At 47.7% G+C, this 23,511-nt stretch carries 18 protein-coding genes; 17 read left to right on the forward strand and 1 reads right to left on the reverse strand.

The features are described from left to right. The first annotated feature begins 12 nt into the window (after positions 1-12). The 12 genes from J2X75_RS19490 to J2X75_RS19545 all read left to right on the forward strand — a co-directional run bounded on the left by J2X75_RS19490 (position 13) and on the right by J2X75_RS19545 (position 14,566). Positions 13-879: a carbohydrate ABC transporter permease gene (locus J2X75_RS19490; protein ID WP_310339238.1), complete on the forward strand. Its 867-nt coding sequence runs from the start codon at positions 13-15 to the stop codon at positions 877-879. Continuing rightward, positions 879-1,706 (forward strand): carbohydrate ABC transporter permease, encoded by an 828-nt coding sequence (locus tag J2X75_RS19495; RefSeq protein WP_310339241.1) that lies wholly within the window; start codon positions 879-881, stop codon positions 1,704-1,706. Before J2X75_RS19490 ends, J2X75_RS19495 begins: the two co-directional genes overlap by 1 nt. Positions 1,707-2,036: 330 nt before the next feature. Next, a complete protein-coding gene (locus tag J2X75_RS19500; RefSeq protein WP_310339244.1) occupies positions 2,037-3,809 on the forward strand; it encodes a cache domain-containing sensor histidine kinase in 1,773 nt (590 codons plus the stop codon). After that, entirely contained in the window at positions 3,799-4,593 is a 795-nt protein-coding gene (locus tag J2X75_RS19505) for a response regulator transcription factor (RefSeq protein WP_310339248.1), read from the forward strand. Before J2X75_RS19500 ends, J2X75_RS19505 begins: the two co-directional genes overlap by 11 nt. 115 nt (positions 4,594-4,708) lie before the next feature. Beyond that, positions 4,709-6,028 (forward strand): extracellular solute-binding protein, encoded by a 1,320-nt coding sequence (locus J2X75_RS19510; RefSeq protein WP_036671596.1) that lies wholly within the window; start codon positions 4,709-4,711, stop codon positions 6,026-6,028. Between the two features lie 38 nt (positions 6,029-6,066). Further along, positions 6,067-6,948: a carbohydrate ABC transporter permease gene (locus J2X75_RS19515; protein WP_036606643.1), complete on the forward strand. Its 882-nt coding sequence runs from the start codon at positions 6,067-6,069 to the stop codon at positions 6,946-6,948. Positions 6,949-7,164: 216 nt separating this feature from the next. Beyond that, the gene (locus tag J2X75_RS19520) at positions 7,165-8,028 is read left to right on the forward strand and encodes a carbohydrate ABC transporter permease (protein WP_124116906.1); all 864 of its coding nucleotides are present in this window, start codon (positions 7,165-7,167) and stop codon (positions 8,026-8,028) included. A gap of 236 nt (positions 8,029-8,264) precedes the next feature. Further along, positions 8,265-9,674, forward strand: coding sequence for an MATE family efflux transporter (locus J2X75_RS19525; protein ID WP_310339255.1), 1,410 nt, complete (start codon positions 8,265-8,267; stop codon positions 9,672-9,674). A 179-nt stretch (positions 9,675-9,853) separates the two neighbouring features. Further along, positions 9,854-10,750 (forward strand): helix-turn-helix transcriptional regulator, encoded by an 897-nt coding sequence (locus tag J2X75_RS19530; protein ID WP_310339258.1) that lies wholly within the window; start codon positions 9,854-9,856, stop codon positions 10,748-10,750. A 436-nt stretch (positions 10,751-11,186) separates the two neighbouring features. After that, on the forward strand, positions 11,187-11,897 hold the full coding sequence (locus J2X75_RS19535; RefSeq protein ID WP_310339262.1) for a response regulator transcription factor: 711 nt from the start codon (positions 11,187-11,189) through the stop codon (positions 11,895-11,897). After that, complete coding sequence (locus J2X75_RS19540) at positions 11,894-13,399, forward strand: sensor histidine kinase (protein ID WP_310339264.1); 1,506 nt, start codon at positions 11,894-11,896, stop codon at positions 13,397-13,399. Before J2X75_RS19535 ends, J2X75_RS19540 begins: the two co-directional genes overlap by 4 nt. 60 nt (positions 13,400-13,459) lie before the next feature. Further along, a complete protein-coding gene (locus J2X75_RS19545; RefSeq protein WP_310339268.1) occupies positions 13,460-14,566 on the forward strand; it encodes a TolB family protein in 1,107 nt (368 codons plus the stop codon). A gap of 50 nt (positions 14,567-14,616) precedes the next feature. On the opposite strand, the gene J2X75_RS19550 is transcribed toward J2X75_RS19545, so the two are convergent. Beyond that, a complete protein-coding gene (locus J2X75_RS19550) occupies positions 14,617-18,249 on the reverse strand; it encodes an InlB B-repeat-containing protein (RefSeq protein ID WP_310339270.1) in 3,633 nt (1,210 codons plus the stop codon). 416 nt (positions 18,250-18,665) lie between these two features. Between J2X75_RS19550 and trhO the strand changes: the two genes are divergently transcribed. From trhO to J2X75_RS19575, 5 genes are all read left to right on the forward strand, one after another. Then, positions 18,666-19,553: an oxygen-dependent tRNA uridine(34) hydroxylase TrhO gene (gene trhO / locus J2X75_RS19555; protein WP_124116691.1), complete on the forward strand. Its 888-nt coding sequence runs from the start codon at positions 18,666-18,668 to the stop codon at positions 19,551-19,553. A 12-nt stretch (positions 19,554-19,565) separates the two neighbouring features. After that, entirely contained in the window at positions 19,566-20,213 is a 648-nt protein-coding gene (locus J2X75_RS19560) for a helix-turn-helix transcriptional regulator (protein ID WP_083677519.1), read from the forward strand. Positions 20,214-20,536: 323 nt separating this feature from the next. Continuing rightward, positions 20,537-21,586 (forward strand): ABC transporter substrate-binding protein, encoded by a 1,050-nt coding sequence (locus tag J2X75_RS19565; RefSeq protein WP_074092683.1) that lies wholly within the window; start codon positions 20,537-20,539, stop codon positions 21,584-21,586. Between the two features lie 150 nt (positions 21,587-21,736). Continuing rightward, positions 21,737-22,597 carry an ABC transporter permease gene (locus tag J2X75_RS19570; RefSeq protein WP_051154091.1) on the forward strand — a complete coding sequence of 287 codons (861 nt, stop codon included), beginning with the start codon at positions 21,737-21,739 and terminating at the stop codon, positions 22,595-22,597. A 2-nt stretch (positions 22,598-22,599) separates the two neighbouring features. Further along, a complete protein-coding gene (locus J2X75_RS19575; RefSeq protein WP_036606660.1) occupies positions 22,600-23,394 on the forward strand; it encodes an ABC transporter ATP-binding protein in 795 nt (264 codons plus the stop codon). Positions 23,395-23,511 lie beyond the last annotated feature (117 nt).

Below are 23,511 nucleotides of genomic sequence, written 5' to 3' on the forward strand. Positions count from 1 at the left end.
GGAGGATGGAGTATGAACAAGCGTATCGCACCTTATTACTGGATGACGGTTCCGGCGGTTGTATTGTTCTTTGTATTTATGACCCTGCCGGCCCTCCAGGGTATCTATTATTCATTTACGAATTATAATGGATTCGGGAAAGAGTATGATTTTGTTGGTTTAAAAAACTATTTCAACTTGTTCCAGGACGACAATGTAGGTAACGCCTACTGGTTTACGTTCAAATTTGCGATCGTGGTGACGATCCTGACCAATATCCTGAGCCTGCTCATTGCACTCGGGCTGAATGCCAAGATCAAGTTCCGTAACTTTTTCCGCGGCATCTACTTCCTGCCCAATATTCTGAGTGTACTGATCGTAGGTTACATATTTAACTACCTGTTCTCCAACGTATTCCCGATCTGGGGACAAAATCTGGGCATCAATGCGCTATCCACCAACATTCTCGGCAGCGAGAGTCTGGCTTGGATTGGTATCGTCATTGTTGCAGTATGGCAATCGGTGGCCCTGAATACGATTCTATATTTGGCGGGTCTGCAAACGATACCAACGACACTGTACGAGGCATCCAACCTCGACGGCGCAGGCAAATGGCGTGAATTCTGGAGTATTACTTTCCCGCTTATTGCCCCGTTCTTCACCATTAATATGGTGCTGGCGATGAAAAACTCACTCATGGTCTTCGACCAAATCGTAGCCTTGACTAACGGTGGTCCCGGACGGGCGACGCAGTCCATCTCTCATCTGATCTACACCGGAGGATTTGAAGGCGGCGAATATGCATATCAATCTGCGAACTCGGTTATTTACTTCATCGTTATTGCGGTGATTTCAATTCTGCAAATCCGGTTCCTGCAAAGAAGGGAGATGGATCTGTAATGAAAAGCCGTACACGAATCAATTGGCTCGTTATGCTGCTTGTTGTGCTGGGTACCCTGTTTATCCTGTTTCCATTGTATATGACCGTTACGATTGCTTTGAAAAATCCGGAACAGATGGCCCAATCGGTCTTTGCCATTCCGACGACGCTTCACTGGGAGAATTTCGCGAGAGCCATCGACATGACAAACTTCTTCCAATCGTTCCGTAATAGTGCAATCGTTACCGCATCAACGGTGCTCTTGACGTTGCTGAGTAACTCGATGGTGGCCTATGCGATTGCACGGAATATGGAGAAACGCAAGTTTTTCAAAGGGCTCTATTATTACTTCGTCAGCGCGATGTTCATTCCGTTCCCCATCATCATGCTGCCGATTGTTAAGCTGACCGCATCGCTGGAGATGACAAATCTGGTAGGTCTGATCCTGCTGCACACGGTATATGGCCTGGCATTTAACGTATTTGTGTACGTTGGATACATCCGGTCCATTCCGGTAGCGCTTGAGGAAGCGGCGTTTGTGGATGGGGCAACAACCTGGGGCACATTCTGGAAAATCATTTTTCCGCTAATGGCACCCATCAGTGCCACGGTTGGTATTCTGACTTGTCTGTCCACGTACAATGACTTCTTGCTGCCACTCATTATTATCAGTGATCCGGGACAGTACACGCTGCCACTGGTACAGTATGTATTCCAAGGGCAGTTCAATACCGAGTTTAACCTTGCTTTTGCATCCTACTTGCTCGCGTTGCTGCCAATGATTATCATCTACCTGTTTGCGCAGAAGTGGATCATCAACGGGGTTACACAAGGATCTGTGAAATAACTTATGATGTACCAAAGAAAAGAATATGTGTGAAGGGATATGAACAAAGAGAGGTGGACTGTAAGAGTCCCCTCTCTTTTTTTCGATCCTTGTCATTTGACGTGTGGGAACTGTCAGAAGGATTGATTAACCTGTAAAACTATGCTATTTTTTAGTCGTTAGTTTAATCGGTAAACAAAGACTAGAAGAGAAGAAGATTAAGTTTCAATTATGCAAGCGCTTTAATGAAAAGAACTGAATACGTAGATAAATCCGGCATCGTTTGTACCCAGTCTTCAAGAGCACGGGCGTAAAGTGGTGGGTTCTTTTACATGCCAAAAAGAGAGGAGAATGGGGAAGTTGCATTGGAAAAAGGGACATTTTAACTCCCTCCGCAATCAAATCTTTATTGGTTTTGTTATGGTGATGCTTGTTGTTCTGTTGTTCGCAGGCATATCGGCCTATGATCGGGTAGCTGCTCTGCTGAAAAGCAATGCGGAGAAACATATTCATCAAACCGCTGTCCAAGCCAGCGGCAGATTGGATGCACTCATTGCACAAGTGAACTCGCTGACCGCCCAGGTTGCGGATGATTCCTATGTGCAGCGTCTGCTCAGCGATGAGAAGCAAGGCAACCCGGCTACCTTTAATCAGCGTCAAGCTCTCTTGCAGATTGCGGGCAGCTATCAGTCTTTCATTAATGGCGCGCAGAGTATGGAGATATACACTACGGGTTATAACCGCATCTTTCCCATGGATGACCGATCTCTCGATCTCAGAGTGGAGCGCAACTGGATCAGCCTGGCGGATGAAGGAAAAGGCAGACTGGTATGGGCAGGTGCTGACCCTGAGGATCCGGGTGTGCTTCTGGCTATTCGGCGCATTAACCTGCTGGAACATTCCTTTGAGCATGGAGGCTATATTGTGGTGCGGATGCAACGCAGTTTCTTTCAACTCAATGATTCGAATGGGGCAGATGGTTCGCAGGACTCGATCATGCTCTTGGATGGGGCAGGCGAAGTTGTGACTTCTGATCTGGAGATTAATCTCGATCCCAAAGCCATATTGGACAGTGGATCAGTCGTGCAGAACGGGGAGGAATCCTATATCGTTGTCCGGCAAAAGTCTGAATTAACGGGATGGACACTTGCTGTGCTGACTCCGCTGCGGGAGACAACGGAAGGGGTATCCATCCTGAGGACGGCGCTTCTCGTTTCGGGAATCATTGGTGTTATTCTGTTCCTGATCATGTCCTTCTTTCTCTCCACGATGATTACACGTCCGCTCATACGCCTGATGCGGGCCATGCGCAGTGCACAGCCGGGAGCAATGAGACCTAATCTAATGGTTAGCTCTACGATGGAGATCAATGAACTTAACAACGTATATAACCAGATGGTCTACAGGCAGAACGAATTGACCCGTGTGGTTCATGAGAAGGAAGTCATGCAGTCCCGGGCTGAGCTGAAGGCGTTGCAGTCTCAGATTAATCCCCATTTTCTATTCAACACGCTTGAGGCATTCTATTGGTCCCTTGAGGAAAAGGGAGACGAGGAGATGGCACGTATGGTTGTGGCGATGTCCCGATTATTTCGCTACATTATCTCCAGTTCGCAGCAGGATGAATGGGTTACGATTGCTGACGAGCTGGAACACGCAGAGCGTTATCTTCGCATTATGCAGATGCGATTGGGAGAGAGAATGGAATGGGAGATTCAGCTGAGTGATGCGGTTCGTAAGGTCCCCATTCCGAAACTGCTTATACAGCCCTTGGTGGAAAATGCGATTCTCCATGGCATTGAAAGTAAACTGGGACCGGGAAAGATAATCGTCCATGTGGATGCTTCGACAGAGAAAAATCTGGTTCGCATTGAGGTTCGGGATGATGGGCCCGGTATGGATGAATTACGGCTACAATCTGTCATTCATGCTTTACATGGCGGGCCGGCTGTGTCCAAGAAGGGGACAGGTGTAGGTCTAATCAACGTACATCGGCGGTTGAAGCTTTACTTTGGCAGCCAACTTGGCGAACGTTGCAAGCTATCCATTACGAGCAAGGTTGGGGACGGGACCGTCATTTGCTTTGAGATTCCCATGGGAACGGAGGGTGCATATGATTCATGACAAAACGATTCTTATCGTGGATGATGAGCCGCGTACAAGAGAGGGTATTCGCAAAACATTGGAAGGATGGTCAGCAGGACGAAATCACATTCAGACTGCAGAAAGTGGCGTCAAGGCTGTCGAATGGCTCAAGAAAAAAACGGCAGACCTGTTAATAACGGATGTTCGCATGCCGGAATTCTCTGGCTTGTCTCTGATTGAAGCCATTCAACATTTCTCGAACAAGCCTGTTGTCCTGATTATGTCGGGACATGCCGATTTTGAATATGCCCAGCAGGCCATTAAGTTGGGTGTTGTGGAGTATATGTTGAAACCGATTGATAAGGAACAATTGCTGCAGACCGTCGAAAAGGCCCTAAAGTTCAGCGAACAACAGCGACGTATTCAAACGATGCAAGAAATGGTTGACCCCAAGCTGCTGGATGTTAAGGAGCGAGGGGAACAGAGGCTAAATAGCCAGATCAGTGAAGCTTTGACCTATGTGGATACTCATCTGGGTGAACATGTGACCATGCGTGAAATCGCTGATTTGCTCCATCTCAACTCCAGTTATTTCAGCGTATTGTTTAAGGAACAGATCGGCATCAATTTTAGTGAATACCTTACCCGCAAACGCATTCAGCGCGCGAAGGAGTTGCTTGTGCAGACAACGATGCCAATCTCGGAGATTGCGGAACAGGTGGGTTATCAGACGGATAAGTATTTTATCACGGTATTTAAAAGTCTTGAGGGGCTTAGTCCAAGCAAATATCGGCATTCCCTATCTGAACGAGATAACAAATAACCTCAAAAAAGTGGAGTTTTTCCAAATTGTTCTGGTCTTATGGAGGCAATAGGCCCGTGCTACAATTTGGTTAAAGCGGTTACATTAACCGAAAAAACCAAGGGGGTCTGGAATAATGAGCAAAAAGACGATGGCCATTCTTCTGTCATGGACGCTGGTTCTCGCCGTAATTTTATCCGGATGTAACAGTTCAAGTTCGGATGAAGAGGGTGAAACAGGCAGCAACGGCACAGATGGGAAAGTAACCCTCAAATTCATGCACCTCTGGCCAGCAGGCAGCTCCGCACAGCAAAACAAATTGGTCAACGATATCATCAAGCAGTATCAAACGGATCATCCGAATGTAACCATTAAGCAGGAAGTCCTGGAGAATGAACAATATAAGAACAAATTGAAAATCCTGTCGGCATCCAATGAACTTCCCGATGTTGGTGTAACTTGGGCTGCTGGATTTCTGGAGCCTTATGTGAAGGGGAACCTGTTCGCACCGGTCGATGATCTGCTGAGCGACTCGCTGGGCGAGAAATTCATAGCCGGAACAACAGAAGCTTATGCCATAGACGGCAAAACATATGCGCTACCAATCGAGTTGAATATCTCCCCCATTTATTATAACAAGGCCATTTTTGCGAAATATAACTTGCAGCCGCCAGCAACGTACGATGAATTCCTGAGTGTGCTGAAGACACTGACAGAGAACGGTGAGGTTCCGATCGCACTGGGCAATAAAGACCGCTGGACTGGCTCACTCTGGTATATGTATCTGGCGAATCGGTTAGGTGGAGATGCACTGGAAAAGGCCATCAATGGCTCTGGCAAGTTTGACGATCCGGCTCTGACTCAAGCTGCTGCCGAGGTACAAAAGCTGGTGGATATGAATGCCTTCAACAAAGGCTTCAACGGGTTGTCTAACGATGAGGGCAAATCCGAATTCATGAACGAAAAAGCTGCTATGTACCTGATGGGTACGTGGGAACTGCCAAACTTCACGACTAACCCGGACATCCCGCAGGAATTCAAAGACAAGATCGGATTTTTCAAATTCCCAACAATGGAAGATGGCAAGAGCGATATTAACAGCTGGGTAGGTGGTCCAGGCGTAGGACTGTTCGTGGCCCAGAACTCCAAAGTGAAGGAAGAAGCGCAAAAATTCGTGCAATATTTTGTGGAAAAATGGGGTGAGAGTTCGGTGACTGAGGCAGGCGTCATCCCGGCAACCAAAGTGGATACGGCGGCAGTACAGCTGCCACAGCTCTACATCGACCTGCTGAACGAATTGAATCAGGCCAGCAGTCTTACACTCTTTGCAGACGTACAGATGAAACCGGCAGCCGCTCAGGCACATCTGGATATGATTCAGGCGTTGTTTGGCAAAGCGGTTACACCGGAGGACTTTGTGAAGAATCATCAGGCTGCGATTGATAAAGGCAATTGACGTACACACGTTTGAACGCTTGAAGGGAGGATAATGTGATGGACAAAGTCATGTCCAACCGTCTCGTTGCTGCGTTGTACGTGCTTCCTGCACTGCTTCTGCTGCTGGTCTTGGTGTACATCCCAATCGTGCTCACCGGGTATTATGGGTTGATGCAATGGGACGGGATCGGTGCAATGACCTTTATTGGATTGGATAATTACGCCAGACTGCTTCAGGACGGAACATTTTGGCAGAGTGCAAACCATACTTTTTTGCTTGCTTTGTTCTCTGCGCTGAGTCTGATCGGTTATCTGATGATTGCTTTGGTGCTGTCAGGCAAGATCAAGGGTGCCAATCTGTTCCGCAAAATATATTTGATCCCGATGCTGCTGTCTTCGGTCGCGATCGCTCAGTTATGGCTGAAGATCTATCATCCCAGCAATGGTGTGCTAAACACTTTTCTGGAAGCGATCGGCTTCAGCAATCCGCCAGCCTGGCTGGCGGAGCCATCACTGGTGCTGTATGCACTGTTCGTACCGATTCTATGGCAGTATGCAGGCTTCTATATTTTGATCTATTATGCGGCCCTCAAAAATATTCCGGAATCTCTGGTGGAAGCAGCCCGGATTGATGGGGCAAGCCCTTGGCAGATCGCTTTTCGAATCAAGTTGCCGCTAATTACTGAAGTCATCAAGGTGACTGTGGTACTGGCTGTGGTAGGCTCACTCAAGTATTTTGATCTCATCTACGTGATGACCGATGGCGGACCAAATGGCTCCAGCGAAGTGATGGCCTCCTATATGTATCGTCAGGCGTTCCGTAGCTTCGACTTTGGTTACGGTAGTGCTGTAGGGTTCTTCCTGCTCTTGATCTGTCTGCTTGTTACCTGGCTGCTTCGTAAAGCGACGGCATCCAAAGATACGATCCAGTATTCCTGACGCTAGTTCGTGTCTGAAAACTCGCTGAAGTGCATCTTTTACCGCCTTTTCGCCCCCTGCTGCGTCACTTTCCCTTGACGTGCCCCGGCACGCCTGCGGAAAATTTCCTTGCTTGGAACGAAAATTCGGCAAAATCTGCCACCTTCGGAGTTTCCAGACACGCCCTAGTGAAATGAAAGGAGGTCCATCCCGGTGAAGACGGATACGGCCGTTAGATTGCCAACTTACCCGGGGACAGGCCGAGGTTCGGCATGGTTAAGGAGATTCGGATATGTTCTGCTGTATTTCCTCTTGTCCCTGGTAGCTTTGCTGCAAATTTTACCCTTGGTATGGCTGCTGTTATTCTCGCTTAAAAATAATCAGGAAGTATTCGACATGGCGCCTTTTTCCCTTCCTGCTACCCCGCGTTGGGAAAACTATGTCAAGGTATGGACAGAGGGAAATATCAGCTTGTACTTCTTCAACAGTGTATGGATTACCGTGGTCTCGGTGGTGGTCACCGTGCTGTTTGCCAGTCTGGTGACCTTTGCCATTACACGTATGCGCTGGAAGGGTCGTTCGCTGGTGCTGGGGCTATTCATGGTGGGTCTGATGATCCCTGTACACTCCACGTTGATCCCGCTGTTCAGCTTGTTCCTGAAGCTTCATCTCACAGATCATCCTTTGTCAGTCATCTTGTCTTATATTGCCTTTAATATGCCAATTACCATTATGATTCTACTCGGATTCTACTACGCGCTTCCCCGGGAAGTGGAAGAAGCCGCAGTGATGGATGGCTGCTCCGTGCATCGAATTTTCTTTCGGATTATCTTGCCGATGACAGCTTCGGTTATCTCCACAACGGCAATCATCAACATGATCTATAACTGGAATGAGTTCATCTTTGTTAATACGTTCATCAGTACGGATTCATACAAGACCCTGACCGTTGGGGTACAGAACTTTATCGGTCAATATACAACGGATTGGGGGGCCATTGGTGCCACGCTGATGATCAGCATTATGCCGATTCTGATTGCTTTTCTCATCCTGAGTAATCGAATCGTGGAGGGAATTGCTGCGGGTTCAGTTAAAGGTTAAAAGGCTGAGGTTCCAAGGTCCTTCCATTACTTGCTTAAAAGCGAGTGGGGAGGGGCCTTTTTTGTCTTCTAAAATCTCTGGTAAGCGTACGGAAGATAGGCTATATGAAAGTAGTGAAAATACCTATTTATGGAATTACAAAAAACTTTCAACTATTTTCGCAAAACTACTGCATTTTCAAACCACCTGTGCTAACATACCCTAAGAATTAAAGCCCACATGGGAAAGGTGAGAAAATGACAGCAATATCCTCAACCAAAGAGTCCCTTCGTTCTGATGCCAAGGATCTGAATCTGATTCGACTGACATGGCCTATTTTCCTGGAACTCTTCTTATTTATGTTGATGGGGAGCGTGGATACGCTCATGCTCAGCTCGGTATCCGATAATGCGGTCTCCGGCGTTGGAGCAGCCAATCAGATTATTTCTATCGCTATCCTTGTACTGGAAGTTATTGGACATGGTGCTGCGATTGTAGTGGCACAATATATCGGATCGAAAAAGTTAAGTGAAGCAGCACAAGTGACAGGTAATGCGATTACGCTGAACCTTATCGTAGGTCTGGTCCTGAGCGGAATCTTTCTTCTGTTCGGAGGACATTTGTTATCACTCTTGAATATTCAAGGCGAAATTTATGATTTTGCCCGTTCGTATATAAATATCGTCGGTGGCGGGATCTTCCTCCAGGCACTCATTAATGCGCTGGCTGCGACGATTCGTACACATGGTTATACCAAAGAAACGATGTATGTTGCTGTATTCATGAACGTGATTCACGTTGTTGGTAACTATGCATTGATCTTTGGACACTTCGGCCTGCCGAAGCTTGGGGTGGAAGGGGCAGCGATCTCCACGGTGGGAAGCCGTTTTATCTGTCTGCTGATTTTCTTCTGGTTGTTGTATCGTGTGAGCGAGGTGCGGGTGGATTTCGAATACTACATTAAGTTGTCCAAGAAATTCATTGGCAAAATTCTGCGGATTGGCATTCCGTCTGCGATGGAATCCATGGTATATCATTCCTGCCAGCTCGTGTTCACGCTATATGTGACCTATCTGGGAGCAGAAGCTATGGCAACCAAGCAGTATGCGGGCAATATCTCCAGCTATATCTACTTGTTCAGCATGGCGATTGGTATGGGGACATCAATCATTGTAGGCCGGCTTGTCGGTGCGCGCCGCAAAGACGATGCGTACAAACGTGTTTTTGACAGTGTAAAATGGGCCCTTCTGGCCACGGTTATCATTGATGTAATCATCATTCTGTTCCGTGTGCCTCTGATGAGCATATTTACGGATAATCCAGAAATTATCAAGCTGGGGGCTCAAGTGATTCTGCTCAGTCTGTTGCTCGAAACGGGACGTACCTGCAATATTGTGATCATTGGTTCCCTGCGTGCGGCAGGGGATGCAAAGTTCCCAGTGTACATGGGTCTGATCTCCATGGTCTGCATGAGTCTGCCTCTGGGGTACCTGCTCATATTCAAGCTTCATCTGGGGCTCGCTGGTGTGTGGCTTGCCATTGCGGCGGATGAGTGGACCCGCGCGGTCATTATGTACTTCCGCTGGAAGAGTAGAGCTTGGGAGAAACATGAACTGGTGGAGCATGATGACGAAGAGGTTGGTGCACAGCCGGTACCGGCTGTCTGACAAAGAATGTTATGCAAATAAATAAAAGAAGAGTCAATTACGGGCAGGATTCTATCCGTGATTGGCTCTTTTTTGCGTTCCGAGATAGAGGCCAACCGAAGTGAAGATAGCAAAAATGATCAAAACGGCGGTTACACCATTCACGTATAGTAAGGATATGGAAGGGGGCTTTACCTCAGTTGAGCCGTTATCGTGCAATGATTCAGCAAAGTTTGTTTTATATTGAGACTCATCTGCATGAGCAGATTGGGCTGGAAGAAGTGGCATCCGAGGCGTTGTTGTCGCCGTATCACTACCATCGAATTTTCCGTAATGAGGTGGGCATGACCATCGTGGATTATATCCGCAATCGCCGGATGAGTCTGGCGTCCACGACCTTGCGATCGACGGATGCGGGCATTTTGGACATCGCGCTGGCATGTGGTTTTGAGAGTCAGGAAGCCTTCACCCGCGCATTCCGCAAATTATATGGCATGCCACCAGGACGTTTTCGCAAATTGTTCGATCTGAAATTATTCGAAGGAAGAACCAGAGGAGGAGAATTACAGATGAATCAGACGTCAACAATTACAGGTTGGATGTTAACGGGAAGTCATCCGCAGAATTATGAGATGGGCATTGATCCGTCCGAAGTGCATCAGGGAAAAGCATCAGGATATTTGAAGGCCGTTACGCCGATGGAGCCTAACGAGTTCGCAACAATGATGCAACAGTTCAGAGCGGACAAGTATGTGGGTAAGCGGATGAAGTTATCGGGATTCGTGAAGACCGAGCATGTGGATGCGTTCTGCGGATTATGGATGCGTGTGGATAATAACGTCCATGATGTACTTCAATTTGATAACATGCATGATCGGCCAATTACGGGTACGCAGCCATGGAATCAGTATAATATTGTGCTTGATGTGCCGGAGGGCAGTGCGGTCATTTCATTCGGGGTTATTTTGAACGGTAAAGGAAAAGCGTGGGTCGACAGCTTCCGCTTCGAGGAGGTTGATCTGAACACACCGCTGACGCATATGGAGACAGAGTACGAGATGTCGGACGAGCCGCTCAATCTATCATTTGAGGAGTAAATGCTGAGGTGATCAAGAAGTTGTTGCCTAAAAATCAGTAACATGAATTGGGAATCTATAGATCCAGGGCTGATCCAATCACGGGTTGGCTCTTTTTGTTGCCTTTGGGGTATAAAGAAAGTAAAGTGAAGTCCAAGCTGAGAGGATATGCACCTTTCAGACAAATTACATCTCATCCATAGCTAATTAACATAGACCTTGCTAACATAAATAAAAAAGAACTGAATTTTTACACGAAAACGAAGAGTGCAGAGCCAGTCTGAAGAAACGAAGTTCAAAGCTTTCTGTCAGAAAGCTACTTCGGAAGCATATGCTACGCCCTTTATCACCGGATTTCCCCTTTGGAAGAAGGGGATTAAAGAAATCTGGGGATAACAGCGATCAGAAGACGGTACTGCACTTGAAGTTATCTCGTGTAACGTAGAGGATGAATCCCATGAATAAAAAGGTGCTCGTGGTAGATGACGAATCAAGCATCGTCAGTGCCATTGCTTACGCGCTGCGGCGCGAAGGATATGAAGTAGATACTGCGAGTGACGGTGAAGAGGCCTTGGTTAAGGTCGCATCGTTTCACCCACAGGTCATGATTCTGGACGTGATGATGCCCAGGCTTGATGGATACGGGGTATGCCGGAGGCTGGAGGACCGCGAGGATATCGGCATTATTTTGCTGACTGTCAAAAATGATATCGTGGACAAAATCGTTGGCCTGGAAATGGGTGCCGATGATTACATGACCAAGCCATTCGAGATCCGTGAACTGCTCGCAAGGGTGAAGGCGCTCATGCGCCGTGTCGAGAAAAGCAGTCCACCACCGGATGATTCGAAGAATCAGGCCATCGTGAATGGCACACTGCGTATTCATGTTGCTCACCGCACGGTGACCGTGAATGAGGAAAAGCTGGATCTGACACCAAAAGAGTTCGATCTGCTGACCATTCTCATGTCCAATCCCGAGCGTGTGTACACACGAGATGATCTGCTGGATCGGGTCTGGGGCATGGAATATGCAGGTGGCACACGGACCGTGGACATTCACATTCAGCGTTTGCGCAAAAAAATCGGAGATACGGATCAGCAAAAATTGCAGACCGTATATGGGATTGGCTACAAAGCATCTGCACCTGATACAGGCGGGGTTGTATGAGAGTCAGCATCAAGCTGAAGTTCAGTGTTTTTCTGGCAGCCTTGCTTATCCTGACCGTGGTGGTGCTTAGTTCACTGGTCCTGCGCGGTATTGAACGCAATCAGCAGTCACAGATTGAAGGTATTCTATCACAGCAGACACGGCTGGTGAATCTGAATGTGCGACAGTCCTACTACACCGAGTCCGTTCATCTCGATCAGGACGTTTTTTTACAGCGAAATGGCCGCAGGCTGGCACAGGAACTGGCCAACTCTACCGGATTGCCAATAGCACTCTATAACATGACAGGTCAGCAGGTGGGAGCATCCTTCGCCTCCGGTGAGAGTGAACTCGTTCAGGAAACGTTAGACTATGCGCTGCAAAATAAAATTGCCTATCATGAACAAGGGGACACCCTGCTCTACGCTGCACCATTGGACGGTCCGGATGGGCAGATGGGTGCCGTGTGGATACAGTATCCGGTCCAGAGTTACCAAGATTTTTATGCCCGTATCCTTCAACTATTTATGTGGGCAGGGATTGCGGTTGTGGCGCTGAGCTTCATTCTGGGGTATCTGTTCTACAATCGGTTTGCTGTCGCGATTACCCGGCTGAAAAAGTCTGCAGATTCCATTCGCGAAGGGAACTACATTACGGAGTCTCCTTTAAAGCGCAAGGATGAGTTGGGTGAGCTGGGGCAGGGCATCTATTATATGAGTACATCCATTCAGCAAAATATCACAGCCATGCATGCGGAGCAGCAGAAGCTGCAACTGGCGATTGAGAAACTTCAGGCGCTGGAAAAGCAGCAGAAACAATACATCGGTAACATCAGCCATGAGTTCAAGACACCGCTGACATCGATCAAAGCTTATGTGGAGCTGCTCGACATGTACAAGGATGATCCGCAACTTCTTGATGATGCCACGAGTAACATTGGCAAAGAAACGGAGCGGCTGTACGAGATGGTGGAGAAAGTACTACATTTATCTGCTCTGGAGAAGTATGACTTCGAGAACCAGGCCGAAGATGTAGAGGTCAGTGCTCTACTGGAGGATGCCTGTGGCCGGATGCGTGGGAAAGCGGAGAAGTTTGCGCTGAACATGGAACTGGATCTTGAACCGGCGGTGATCCGTAGCGACCGGGAGAGTCTTATGCATATTTTCATCAACATGCTGGATAATGCCATCAAATATAACATTCCGGATGGTGTGATCCGGGTGAAGAGCGAACTACGGATGCACGAGCGTCAAGCGATCATTCGCATCTACAACTCGGGTACGCCGATTCCGGCAGAGGCGCGGGAGAAGATTTTTGAACCCTTTTACACCGTAAACAAAGACAGAGCCAGAAAGACCGGTGGAACCGGACTGGGGCTATCTCTCGTGAAGCAGTTTGTTGAAAAACAGGGCGGTACAATCACCCTGCTGTCGGGCGATCCAGAAGCTGGGGAAGGTGTGACGTTCCAGCTCATGTTCCCTTTGGCTGATTCAAGTTTACAAGTTCGAAACAAGTCTGAATAACTTTGGAAGTATGCGATGTGTATGCTTGGTGTATAGCAAGAGAAACCAGGGGGGACCATCATGAATTGGAAACAAGCAGCTTTGGGCACGTTCGGAGCCATTGCCCTGTTAACGACAGCGGCATGCGGGGGAACAACGGAGCCGGGGGGCAACGCACAAGGTGGGAAAACGGGCACCGACATTACAGTAAAAGATAATACCAACACGTCCGTGTACCAGAGCTTTAAGCTGGAGAAAATCGATAAACTTCCAAATATGCGCGGGATCACATGGCTTAGTGATGATTGGATTGTATCCGACAAAGAGAACAAGTCCTTGAAACCCGTCACGGTTGAAGGTCAGGAAAGATACCCGCATAACTTATATATGTATGATCTGACGAAAGGCACAGACACGCCGCTCAAGGAAAGTGAAGCCAGCCTGGGTGCACCGCTGGTGTCACCGGATGGTCAGTACTTATTCTATCGGGAGCCGGAGGAAAATACGGGCAAAGGCTACTTCCTGAACCTGCATAATGGGGAGACAACTCCTGCTGGTAAGGAGGATGGCTTCATCCAAGAGGGTGCATGGCAGGATAATGAACATGTCGTTTTCCCCAATATGAAGGGTGATCTGATCTCGGCAAGTGTGGACGGTACAACAAAGGTACTGGTGGAGACGGGTAATTTCAATGTGCGGAGTATCGAGGTGTCAGGCAATATGCTCTATTATATTACGGGCGAAGATGGCCAGTTGAATGCATACGATGCGAAGACGGGTGACGTGAAACAGGTGCTGAAAAGTGTGGAGTGGGTCATCCCTTCTAATGATGGAACAAGGCTTGCGATTGTGAAAAGAACAGCGGATACCAAACGGGCGCTGGTGCTCACCGATCTGGAAGGCAATGAGAAGGCTACGCTCGCCAGAGGCACGCAGATTTTCGGCACAAGCTGGTCGGGTGATGATTCCAAGATTGCATACACCATCAATTCCGAGAATGATAATGAGAAAGGGCTGTTTGTCTCCAACACGGAGTCGGCAGAACAGTTCCAGATCTCGGCGGATATGGACAACGCCTCTGACCCGCTCGCCTGGAGTCCGGAAGGCAATAAAATCCTGTTATCGCAGGCGGTATTGGAGAACGGATTGTATCACTTTGTAACCTCAGTCATTACGATCTCCGAATGAAACAATCAGAAAAGCCTGTTCCCGGGAAGGAACAGGCTTTTAGATATGCACTAATTCTTTGTGTTCAACAGTAATTTGACCGCTTCTGCACGCGTAGTTTTATCACTTGGAGCAAAGGTATTCAGCCCTTTACCGTTCAGCATCCCGGCTTTTTGCATGCCAGCGACAGCTGCTTTGGCCCAAAGCGGAATCTGTGCGTCGTCAGCAAAGGTTGAGCTTGTGCCAGTTATCGCTTTTAATTGAAACGCATCGGCTACCATGACAGCCATCTCGGCACGGGTTACAGCGTCATTTGGGCGGAAAGCCCCCTCAGTGTCCCCCTGAATAAATCCTGCTTTCACTGCACGAGCTACAGCAGACTGTGCCCAAGCTCCTATTTTTGTATGATCGGTAAAAGATATTGCGGCTTCTGTGTATTCTGTTTGCAGTGCATTCATTAGCATCACCGTAAATTCAGCACGCGTAACGGATGCATTAGGCTTGAATGACCCATCGGAGAATCCACTTACGATACCTTCACGGACGGCTTCCTGAATGAAATCTTCCGCCCAGTGCCCGTTGACATCGCTAAATGCAATCTCTGCTGGCACCTTGGGTTGTTCAACCGCAAAAACAGCAAATTTGGTGAAATGGTCTACGTCTACGTTGATTTGATTGTCACGAATTGAAGCTTCTCCCGCAGAGATCCACAACTTGTGTTGTTCATCAAAGTAGAATAGCCCAGCCTGATGATTGGTTGGCAAGCTTGATGTATCAAATGCCAGATTCAAGGTTACGTATTTATTGAAGTTCTGTTGAACATTCTTAAGTAACTCATATACCGGGCTGATTAGTTTAGTCTGATTAGTTAGCAAGTCCGAAGAATCTGTAATCTGGTCAATCGTGATCTTCATTTCTTGATTAGTTGCTCCAGCCGGGATGGTTACAGTGATGCCATCACCCAAACTCACTTGCCCAGCCTGCCCCGCAGCAAGTGTTAAACGTCCATTCGTGGACGAATGGGTTATGGTATTAGGCGGCGAAGGGGTAATGCTCGACCCGTTGTTATTCTGGTTACCAGAGCCTCCGCCGCTGCTGTTACCATCATTACCACCTGCTGGTGGCGTGGAATTAACACTCCATTTGGCATATAAGATCAAATCGGCTGTAATCTCTGTTTGAGCAAAGTTGAATGGAGTCTTCAACTCGGGGTCTGCGTACCAGCCTGCAAATGTATAGCCGGAACGGCTAGGCGAAGCAGGTGCTGAAAGTTTCTTTCCGTATTCAACAGCTGCATCGGATACTGCTGATCCTCCAAGTGTATTGAACGTTACCTTATATGTGTTTGGTGCCCATTTTGCATACAATGTGGTGTCCTGGACAATCGATCTAGTATTCAGGTCAAATGGCGTACTCCATTCAGGCTCAGTATACCAGCCTGCGAAAGTGTGTCCTGCTTTGGTTGGATCATCAGGAGCTGCCGCCAACTCACCATACGTGACTGTCTGATCAGGAACGACTGACCCACCATTAGTTTCGAAGTTAACGGTATAGGAGTTGACCGTCCATTTCGCATACAGAGTGATATTAGTGGTAACGGTGGTATTGTCAAAATCAAAAGCCTGACTCAATCCTGAATCGGTATACCATCCACCGAAAGTGTGTCCTGCTTTGGTGGGAATGTCAGGTGCAGCCGCCAAGTCACCATGTTGAATAGACTGATTAGCAACGACTGAACCACCATTAGATGCGAAGTGAATGGTATAGGAGTTGACCGTCCATTTTGCATACAGAGTGATATCGTTGGTTACAGTTGTATTGTCAACATCGAAAGCCTGACTCAATCCTGAATCGGTATACCATGCACCGAAGGTGTGCCCTGCTTTGGTTGGAACGTCAGGAGCTGCCACCAACTCACCATATGGGATCGTCTGATCAGGAACGACTGAACCACCATTAGAATCGAAATTAACCGTATAGGAGTTGACCGTCCATTTTGCATACAGAGTGATATCAGCGGTAACGGTGGTATTTTCGAAATCAAAAGCCTGACTCAATCCTGAATCGGTATACCATCCACCGAAAGTGTGTCCTGCTTTCGTTGGAACTGCTGGAACCATAACCTTGTCACCGTAAGACACCTTTTGTTCGTTTACTTCAGAACCGCCGTTACTGTTAAAGTTGATCGTTCGCGGCGTATAAAAGCTGAAATGTAAGGTTGTGGTATTGCCCGCACTATCGGTAACAATCAGTGCATATTCTCCTTCAGATTGAACCGTTTCCCCGCTGCTGAAGGGTGAACCGTTCAGAGTGGCTGTTCCTTCATTAAAAGTGATTGTTGGGCTTTCATTGTATTTTCCATTATCGGTGACACCCGATACAACGGGAACTACCGTATCAATGGCAAAATTCAAAGTTGTACTGCCGATACTGTTGGTTACCACCAATGTATAAACCCCGTCAGCCGTAACTGGAGTGCCACTCGGGAATGCAGCACCATTCAGAAATGCGGTACCACTATTAAATGCAGGTGTTACCGTTTGATTATATATTCCACCGTCAGATATGCCGTTGACTATAGGAGGAGTGGTTTGCTCAATCGTTATGGTCACTGACACCGGAATACTTGTACCCCATGGATTGCTGGCACTATAGGTAAAGCTGTCACTTCCCACATAATTGGCGTTCGGAGTATAAGTAAATGCCCCGTTAGCATTCATTACCAATGTTCCGTTCATCGGCCCACTTTTCAAAATAGCGGTAGAACTGTCGCTATCATTGGAAAGCACGCCTGGTGCAGACTCAGCTAAAGTGGAGTTTTGATTCGTGGTATAGGTGTCTTCGATTGCTTCCGGAAGCTGCCCACCGTCCAAGTTGGGGAACGCTCCTGCGTTAGCAACATAATAAACCAAGTCGGATTGGCTGCTGTTCAAATTAGGTACTTTAAAGTTCACCTGACCATCGCCCCCAAACCTGGTGCTCAACAGACTAAACAGGGGCTGATTACCGTTGGTGGGGAGTGTCGTACCATTCGCTAATATCCAATTGTTCGTCGAAAGATTAACGAGCATGGGAATGATCTCACCAATGTACTCGTTACCTGTACCATTCTCGGCATGGTTAGCTGGGTTCGTAAATATAGCATAATGTACACCATTCATCTCTGGGAGGTTAGGCAACTTGAATTCATCCGATTTGTCTGATCCGTAGGTTGTACCAATCATTTTATATAGATCCGAATATACGGAGGTATTAAGGCTCTGCCCTTCAGCAGTTAACCAACCCGTGGGAGAGAAGAAATATGGAAATAGGCGAACCTCGCCTAACACAGCATTTCGGGTATATAAACCATCTGGGTCTCGGGAAGGGAATATACCATCCATAGCTATGTAATAGCCCATCCCTTCTGGTGCAGCATGGGTAAGGTTAGGTAAGGCAAATGTTGATGTGCCGTCCCCGCCGTACTTAATGCCTAGCAGCGAGAAGAGTTTTGAATTTTGGCTTATAGAGAGCGTCTGTCCTCTGGCAGGCATCCATCCTGTGGGCACCGCGCTGTAAGGGAATAATCTGATCTCACCAAGGTAGGGATCTGCGGCTGCGGCATGCGCTTGTTGTACTATGCTGATATTATTCCATAGACCACTTAGTCCGATCAGGAATACCAACCATATGATGCTTACTTTCCTGAATAGTGTTAAACTCACGATCTCATCCCCATTTTTCATTTAAATATGTTACGTTATGCTTATTCCTGATCCACCTTATCTTTCTAATTCACAGGGGGAAGTCATATAATGATGAGCATAGTTTAATGGATATGAAAGCAAAAATGAATACGATTTTAGTTCAAATTTGAAATATTTTTTTGGATTTTCCAGAGACAAATCATTTATGGTTGAAATGTTCCATAACTTTCATCCCTTTCTATACATTTATATTGACTAAGCTATTCCGCTTCCGATAAACTAGAATGCAGGAATAAAAGTCGAATGTCAGACAGCAGTTCGAGACGATGTTTCGGGCGGCTGTTTATTTTCTTTTTAATGAGCAAGGTTGCAACGTAGTCGTCTTGCCGGATGATCCGGCTAATAACAACATGGAATAGGAACAGGTGATATACATGTGTAACAGCGCGTACCGCGTGCTTTTATATTATAAGTTCGTGAAGATTGAAGACCCTGAGACGTTTACACAAGAGCATCTGCAATACTGTAAGGACCTCGGTGTGAAAGGCCGTATTCTGATCGCATCCGAAGGCATTAACGGTACGGTATCCGGAACTCCTGAACAGACGGAACAGTATATGAAAGACATGCATGCCAACCCGCTGTTCAGCGATATGGTGTTCAAGATTGATGATGTGGAAGAGCATGCGTTCAAAAAAATCTTTGTTCGTCACAAAGCAGAGCTGGTTACGTTCCGCGTGGATGAAGATCTTGATCCGAATGTGATCAGCGGCAAACGCCTTTCACCGAAAGAGTTCCATGAACATCTGCAACGTGATGATGTCATCGTTATTGATGGTCGCAATGATTACGAATACGAAATTGGCCATTTCCGCGGGGCCATCCGTCCAGATGTTGAGTCGTTCCGTGAGTTTCCGGAGTGGATTCGGGAGAACCTGGGTGACATGAAGGACAAAACGATCATTACGTACTGCACTGGCGGCATTCGCTGCGAGAAGCTGACCGGGTTCATGATCAATGAAGGATTCCAGGACGTGGCTCAACTGGACGGCGGTATTGTCACGTACGGTAAAGACCCTGAAGTACAAGGCCATCTGTTCGATGGTAAGTGTTATGTATTTGACGAGCGAATCTCTGTACCGATTAACCGGACAGAAGAGGATATTGTCATTGCCAGCTGTTATCACTGTGGAACGACACATGACCGATATATTAATTGTCCAACCTGCAACCTGCAGCACGTAAGCTGTGAGGATTGCGAAGAGACGCATAACCGCTTTTGCTCGGATGCCTGCCGGGAGGCAGCACCGGTACACGCATAAGCAGGAGAGCAGGTGCTGATCGTGAAGCGCGAAGAGGAACGAACGACGCGTGAACGGATTTTGTTCATGCTGAAGCAGCAAGGTACATTGACCGCGAGGGAAATGACAGCTGATCTGGGTCTGACCGGCATGGCCATTCGCCGTCATCTGACGGCACTGGAGCAGGACGGCTGGATCGAGGTTCGGGAGGCCCGGGCTACGGCCGGACGTCCGTCCTCGGTGTACCAACTGACGGTACGCGGGGACAGCTTTTTTCCAAAATCATATTCGTCCCTTACGCTGGAACTTCTTGAAGAATTGTCTGACTCTGCCGGTAGCGGTGTGGTGGATGCATTGTTCGAGAGTCGCCGGGACAAACTGCTTCGTAGCGGATTGCCACAGATGGAGGGCCAGGATCTGGCTGGACGGGTGGAGGAACTCGCGCGAATCCAGAATGCCAACGGATATATGGCGGATGCATCCAGAGATGCAGATGGAACCTACGTCATTACGGAAATGAACTGCCCGATTGTGCAAGTCGCGAGTGTCTACAAGCAGGCTTGCCGCTGTGAACTGGAACTGTTTCGCTCGCTACTTCAAGCTGAGGTAGAGCGTACCGAATGTTACGCCGATGGCGGCAAAAGGTGCAAGTATGAGATTCGCGAAGCGTCGGGGAATTAATTGAATAAGACATAGGCAACTCGCATAACTTGCGGGTTGCTTTTTTTTCGTTATGTAATGTTTTCTATCACAACCATACGATGAAACTAAATTGGAAGCGGTTCAACCATTGACGGATATCGGGACGCCCCTTAATATTAGGGGAACAATAAAACACCAACACGGGTCATGGACTTCAGTCGCATGAGAAAAGTCTATATTTGTCTGCTTTTGTCGATCAAAGCAACAATGCGTTGATGCGTTTGTTTTGTCCCGCCCTATCGTGCCAATGGAATCTCGATAAGGGTAACCACATTTTATAAGATGGAGAGGGGTTCTCACACATGAAAAAGAAATTTTGGATGTCACTGATGATGGTTGCTTCAATGATCGTTGCGGCAGGTTGCGGAAATAACAGCGGTACTGGCTCGGAATCCGAAGGATCAGGGACTACAACAGGTGGAGGAAGCGAGGAAAAATCATACCAGATTGCCATCTCGCAGATTGTTGAACATCCATCTCTGGATGCTACACGTGAAGGATTCATCGCAGCCCTGAAGGAAGCGGGCATTGAAGAGAACAAGAACCTCAAAATCGATTACAATAACGCGCAAGGTGATTCGACGAACAACCTGTCCATTGCACAGAAAATCTCGGGTGATTCCAAAAATGATCTTGTACTCGGCATCGCAACACCATCTGCGCTGGCGCTGGCTCAACAAGTGAAGGACAAGCCATTGCTGTTCGCAGCGGTAACGGACCCGTTGGGTGCCAAACTGGTGACGGATATGGACAAGCCGGGCGGCAATGTTACAGGTGCATCCGATACGAATCCGGAGGCTATTGTACAATTGGCTGACTTTATCGCCAAAAATCTGCCGGATGTGAAAACGGTGGGCTTGGTCATTAACGAAGGTGAACCAAATGCGGTGGTTATGGCAGATAATGCAGAAAAAGCGCTCGCAACACATAATATCAAGCTGGTGAAAGCACCGGTTACGAATACATCTGAAGTAAAACAGGCAACGGATTCTCTTGTTGGCAAAGTAGACGCCTTCTACATTACACTCGATAATTCTGTCGTGAGTGCGGTTGATACGATCATTCAAACGGCGAACAGTAATAAAATTCCGTTCTTCTCCAGTGATCGGGATACCGTTGAAAAAGGAGCTTTTGCAACGGTTGGCTTCAAATATTATGACCATGGATATCAGGTTGGTGAGATGGCCGCGGACATTCTGAAAAATGGTACGAATCCTGGGGATATGAAAGTCACCGTTCCGGACAAACTGGATCTGATCCTGAACCTGAAAGCGGCTGAAGCCCAAGGTATCACGGTTACGGATGAGATGAAAGCGGAAGTAAAAGACCAGGAAAACAACATTATTCAATAATCTGACCGGAATGTAATCCGGCAGTATGGATGCGAGGCGGACATGCAACGGGTTCGCCTCATTCTTTTCGATAGACAGGGAGGAAGTAGTGTGAGTATAAGCTGGAATTCAATTGAAGGGGCGATCGAGCTGGGGCTTTTATATGCACTGATGGCACTTGGTGTGTATATTACGTTCCGCATACTCGATTTTCCTGACCTTACCGTAGACGGAAGTTTTACAACAGGAGGCGCAATCGCGGCGGTTATGATCTCCAATGACTTCTCTCCTTGGCTTGCCTGTTTGGCGGCAATGGCTGGCGGCATGGTGGCTGGGGCTTGTACAGGTCTGCTTCATACCAAAGGTAAAATCAACGGATTGTTATCCGGTATTTTGATGATGATCGCGCTCTACTCCATTAATATGCGTATTCTTGGCGCACCGAATAAATCCATTATGGGCATGGACAATCCATTCTCGGGTGAACATGTCATGGTACTAATTATCATCGTGGTGCTGGTGTTTAAAATCATGCTCGATCTGTTCATGAAAACAGATGTTGGACTGGCACTCCGCGCGACAGGTGATAACAAACGCATGATTCGCAGCTTTGGTGCAAATACGGATGTGACTACGATTGTAGGGGTCAGCTTATCCAATGGATTGGTTGCCTTGTCTGGTGCATTCATTGCACAGCAATCAGGCTTTGCAGACATCACGATGGGTATTGGTATGATCGTCATCGGACTGGCTTCAGTGATTATCGGTGAGGCCATTCTTGGAGCAAGAACGGTATTCTGGGCTACACTTGCAGCGATCGTTGGTTCAATCATTTATCGAATTGTGGTTGCCCTTGCCCTACAGGTCGAATGGTTTGATACATCTGATCTGAAGTTGATCACCGCGGTGATTGTCATTATTGCTCTTGTATTCCCAACGATGCAGCGCTCCATGAAGCAGCGTAGTCTGGCTCGCAAACGAACGGAAGAGTTGATGCGATCCGGGGGTCATCAGGCGAAGGGAGGTATGTGAGCATGCTGGAGATTACGCAAGTAACCAAGCTGTTCAACCCAGGCACAACGGACGAGAAGACCGCGCTGGTTGGCGTGAATCTGACGATGAATCCGGGAGATTTTGTGACGGTGATTGGCAGTAACGGGGCCGGTAAATCCACGCTGATGAACATCATTTCGGGTGTGATGAAGCCGGATATGGGCGATGTACTAATCAATGACCGCTCCATTAAAAACCTGCCGGAGCATAAGCGTAGCAGCTGGATTGGCCGGGTGTTTCAGGACCCAATGGCAGGAACAGCACCACATATGTCCATTGAAGAAAATATGGCAATGGCATACAAACGTGGCAAAGGACGCGGACTGGGCTTCGGAGTTACCCGTGCCAGACGGGAGATTTTCAACACGCAATTGGAGAAGCTGGGAATCGGACTGGAAAAGCGGCCTAACGCGAAAGTCGGTCTCTTGTCAGGTGGGGAGCGGCAGGCACTTAGTCTATTGATGGCGACCTTTACCCAACCGCAGATTCTACTGCTGGATGAGCATACGGCCGCACTTGACCCTTCACGTGCTGAACTGATCACGGAACTAACGGAGACACTTGTGCGTGAGATGAGACTGACTACATTGATGGTGACGCACAATATGGAGCAGGCCATTCGTCTAGGTAACCGTCTGATCATGATGGACAAAGGCCGAATTATTCTGGATGTCAGCGAAGAGCGCAAGCGTACGTTGACTGTCCCTGAGTTGCTTGGTGAATTCGAGCGGATTAGCGGCAAAAAAATGGCGGACGATCGTGTCGTGCTGGGTTAAGGCAAGGTAATACTTGATCCAAAATTAAGCGTTTCGTACTATAACAAGCTCTTTATTACAGAAACCTTTTGCGTTCTCGCAAAGGGTTTTTGTGGTATGTTGAAAACACGATGAGAA

It is taken from the genome of Paenibacillus sp. 2003 (genome assembly GCF_031455635.1).
GTDB classification, from domain to species: domain Bacteria; phylum Bacillota; class Bacilli; order Paenibacillales; family Paenibacillaceae; genus Paenibacillus; species Paenibacillus amylolyticus_B.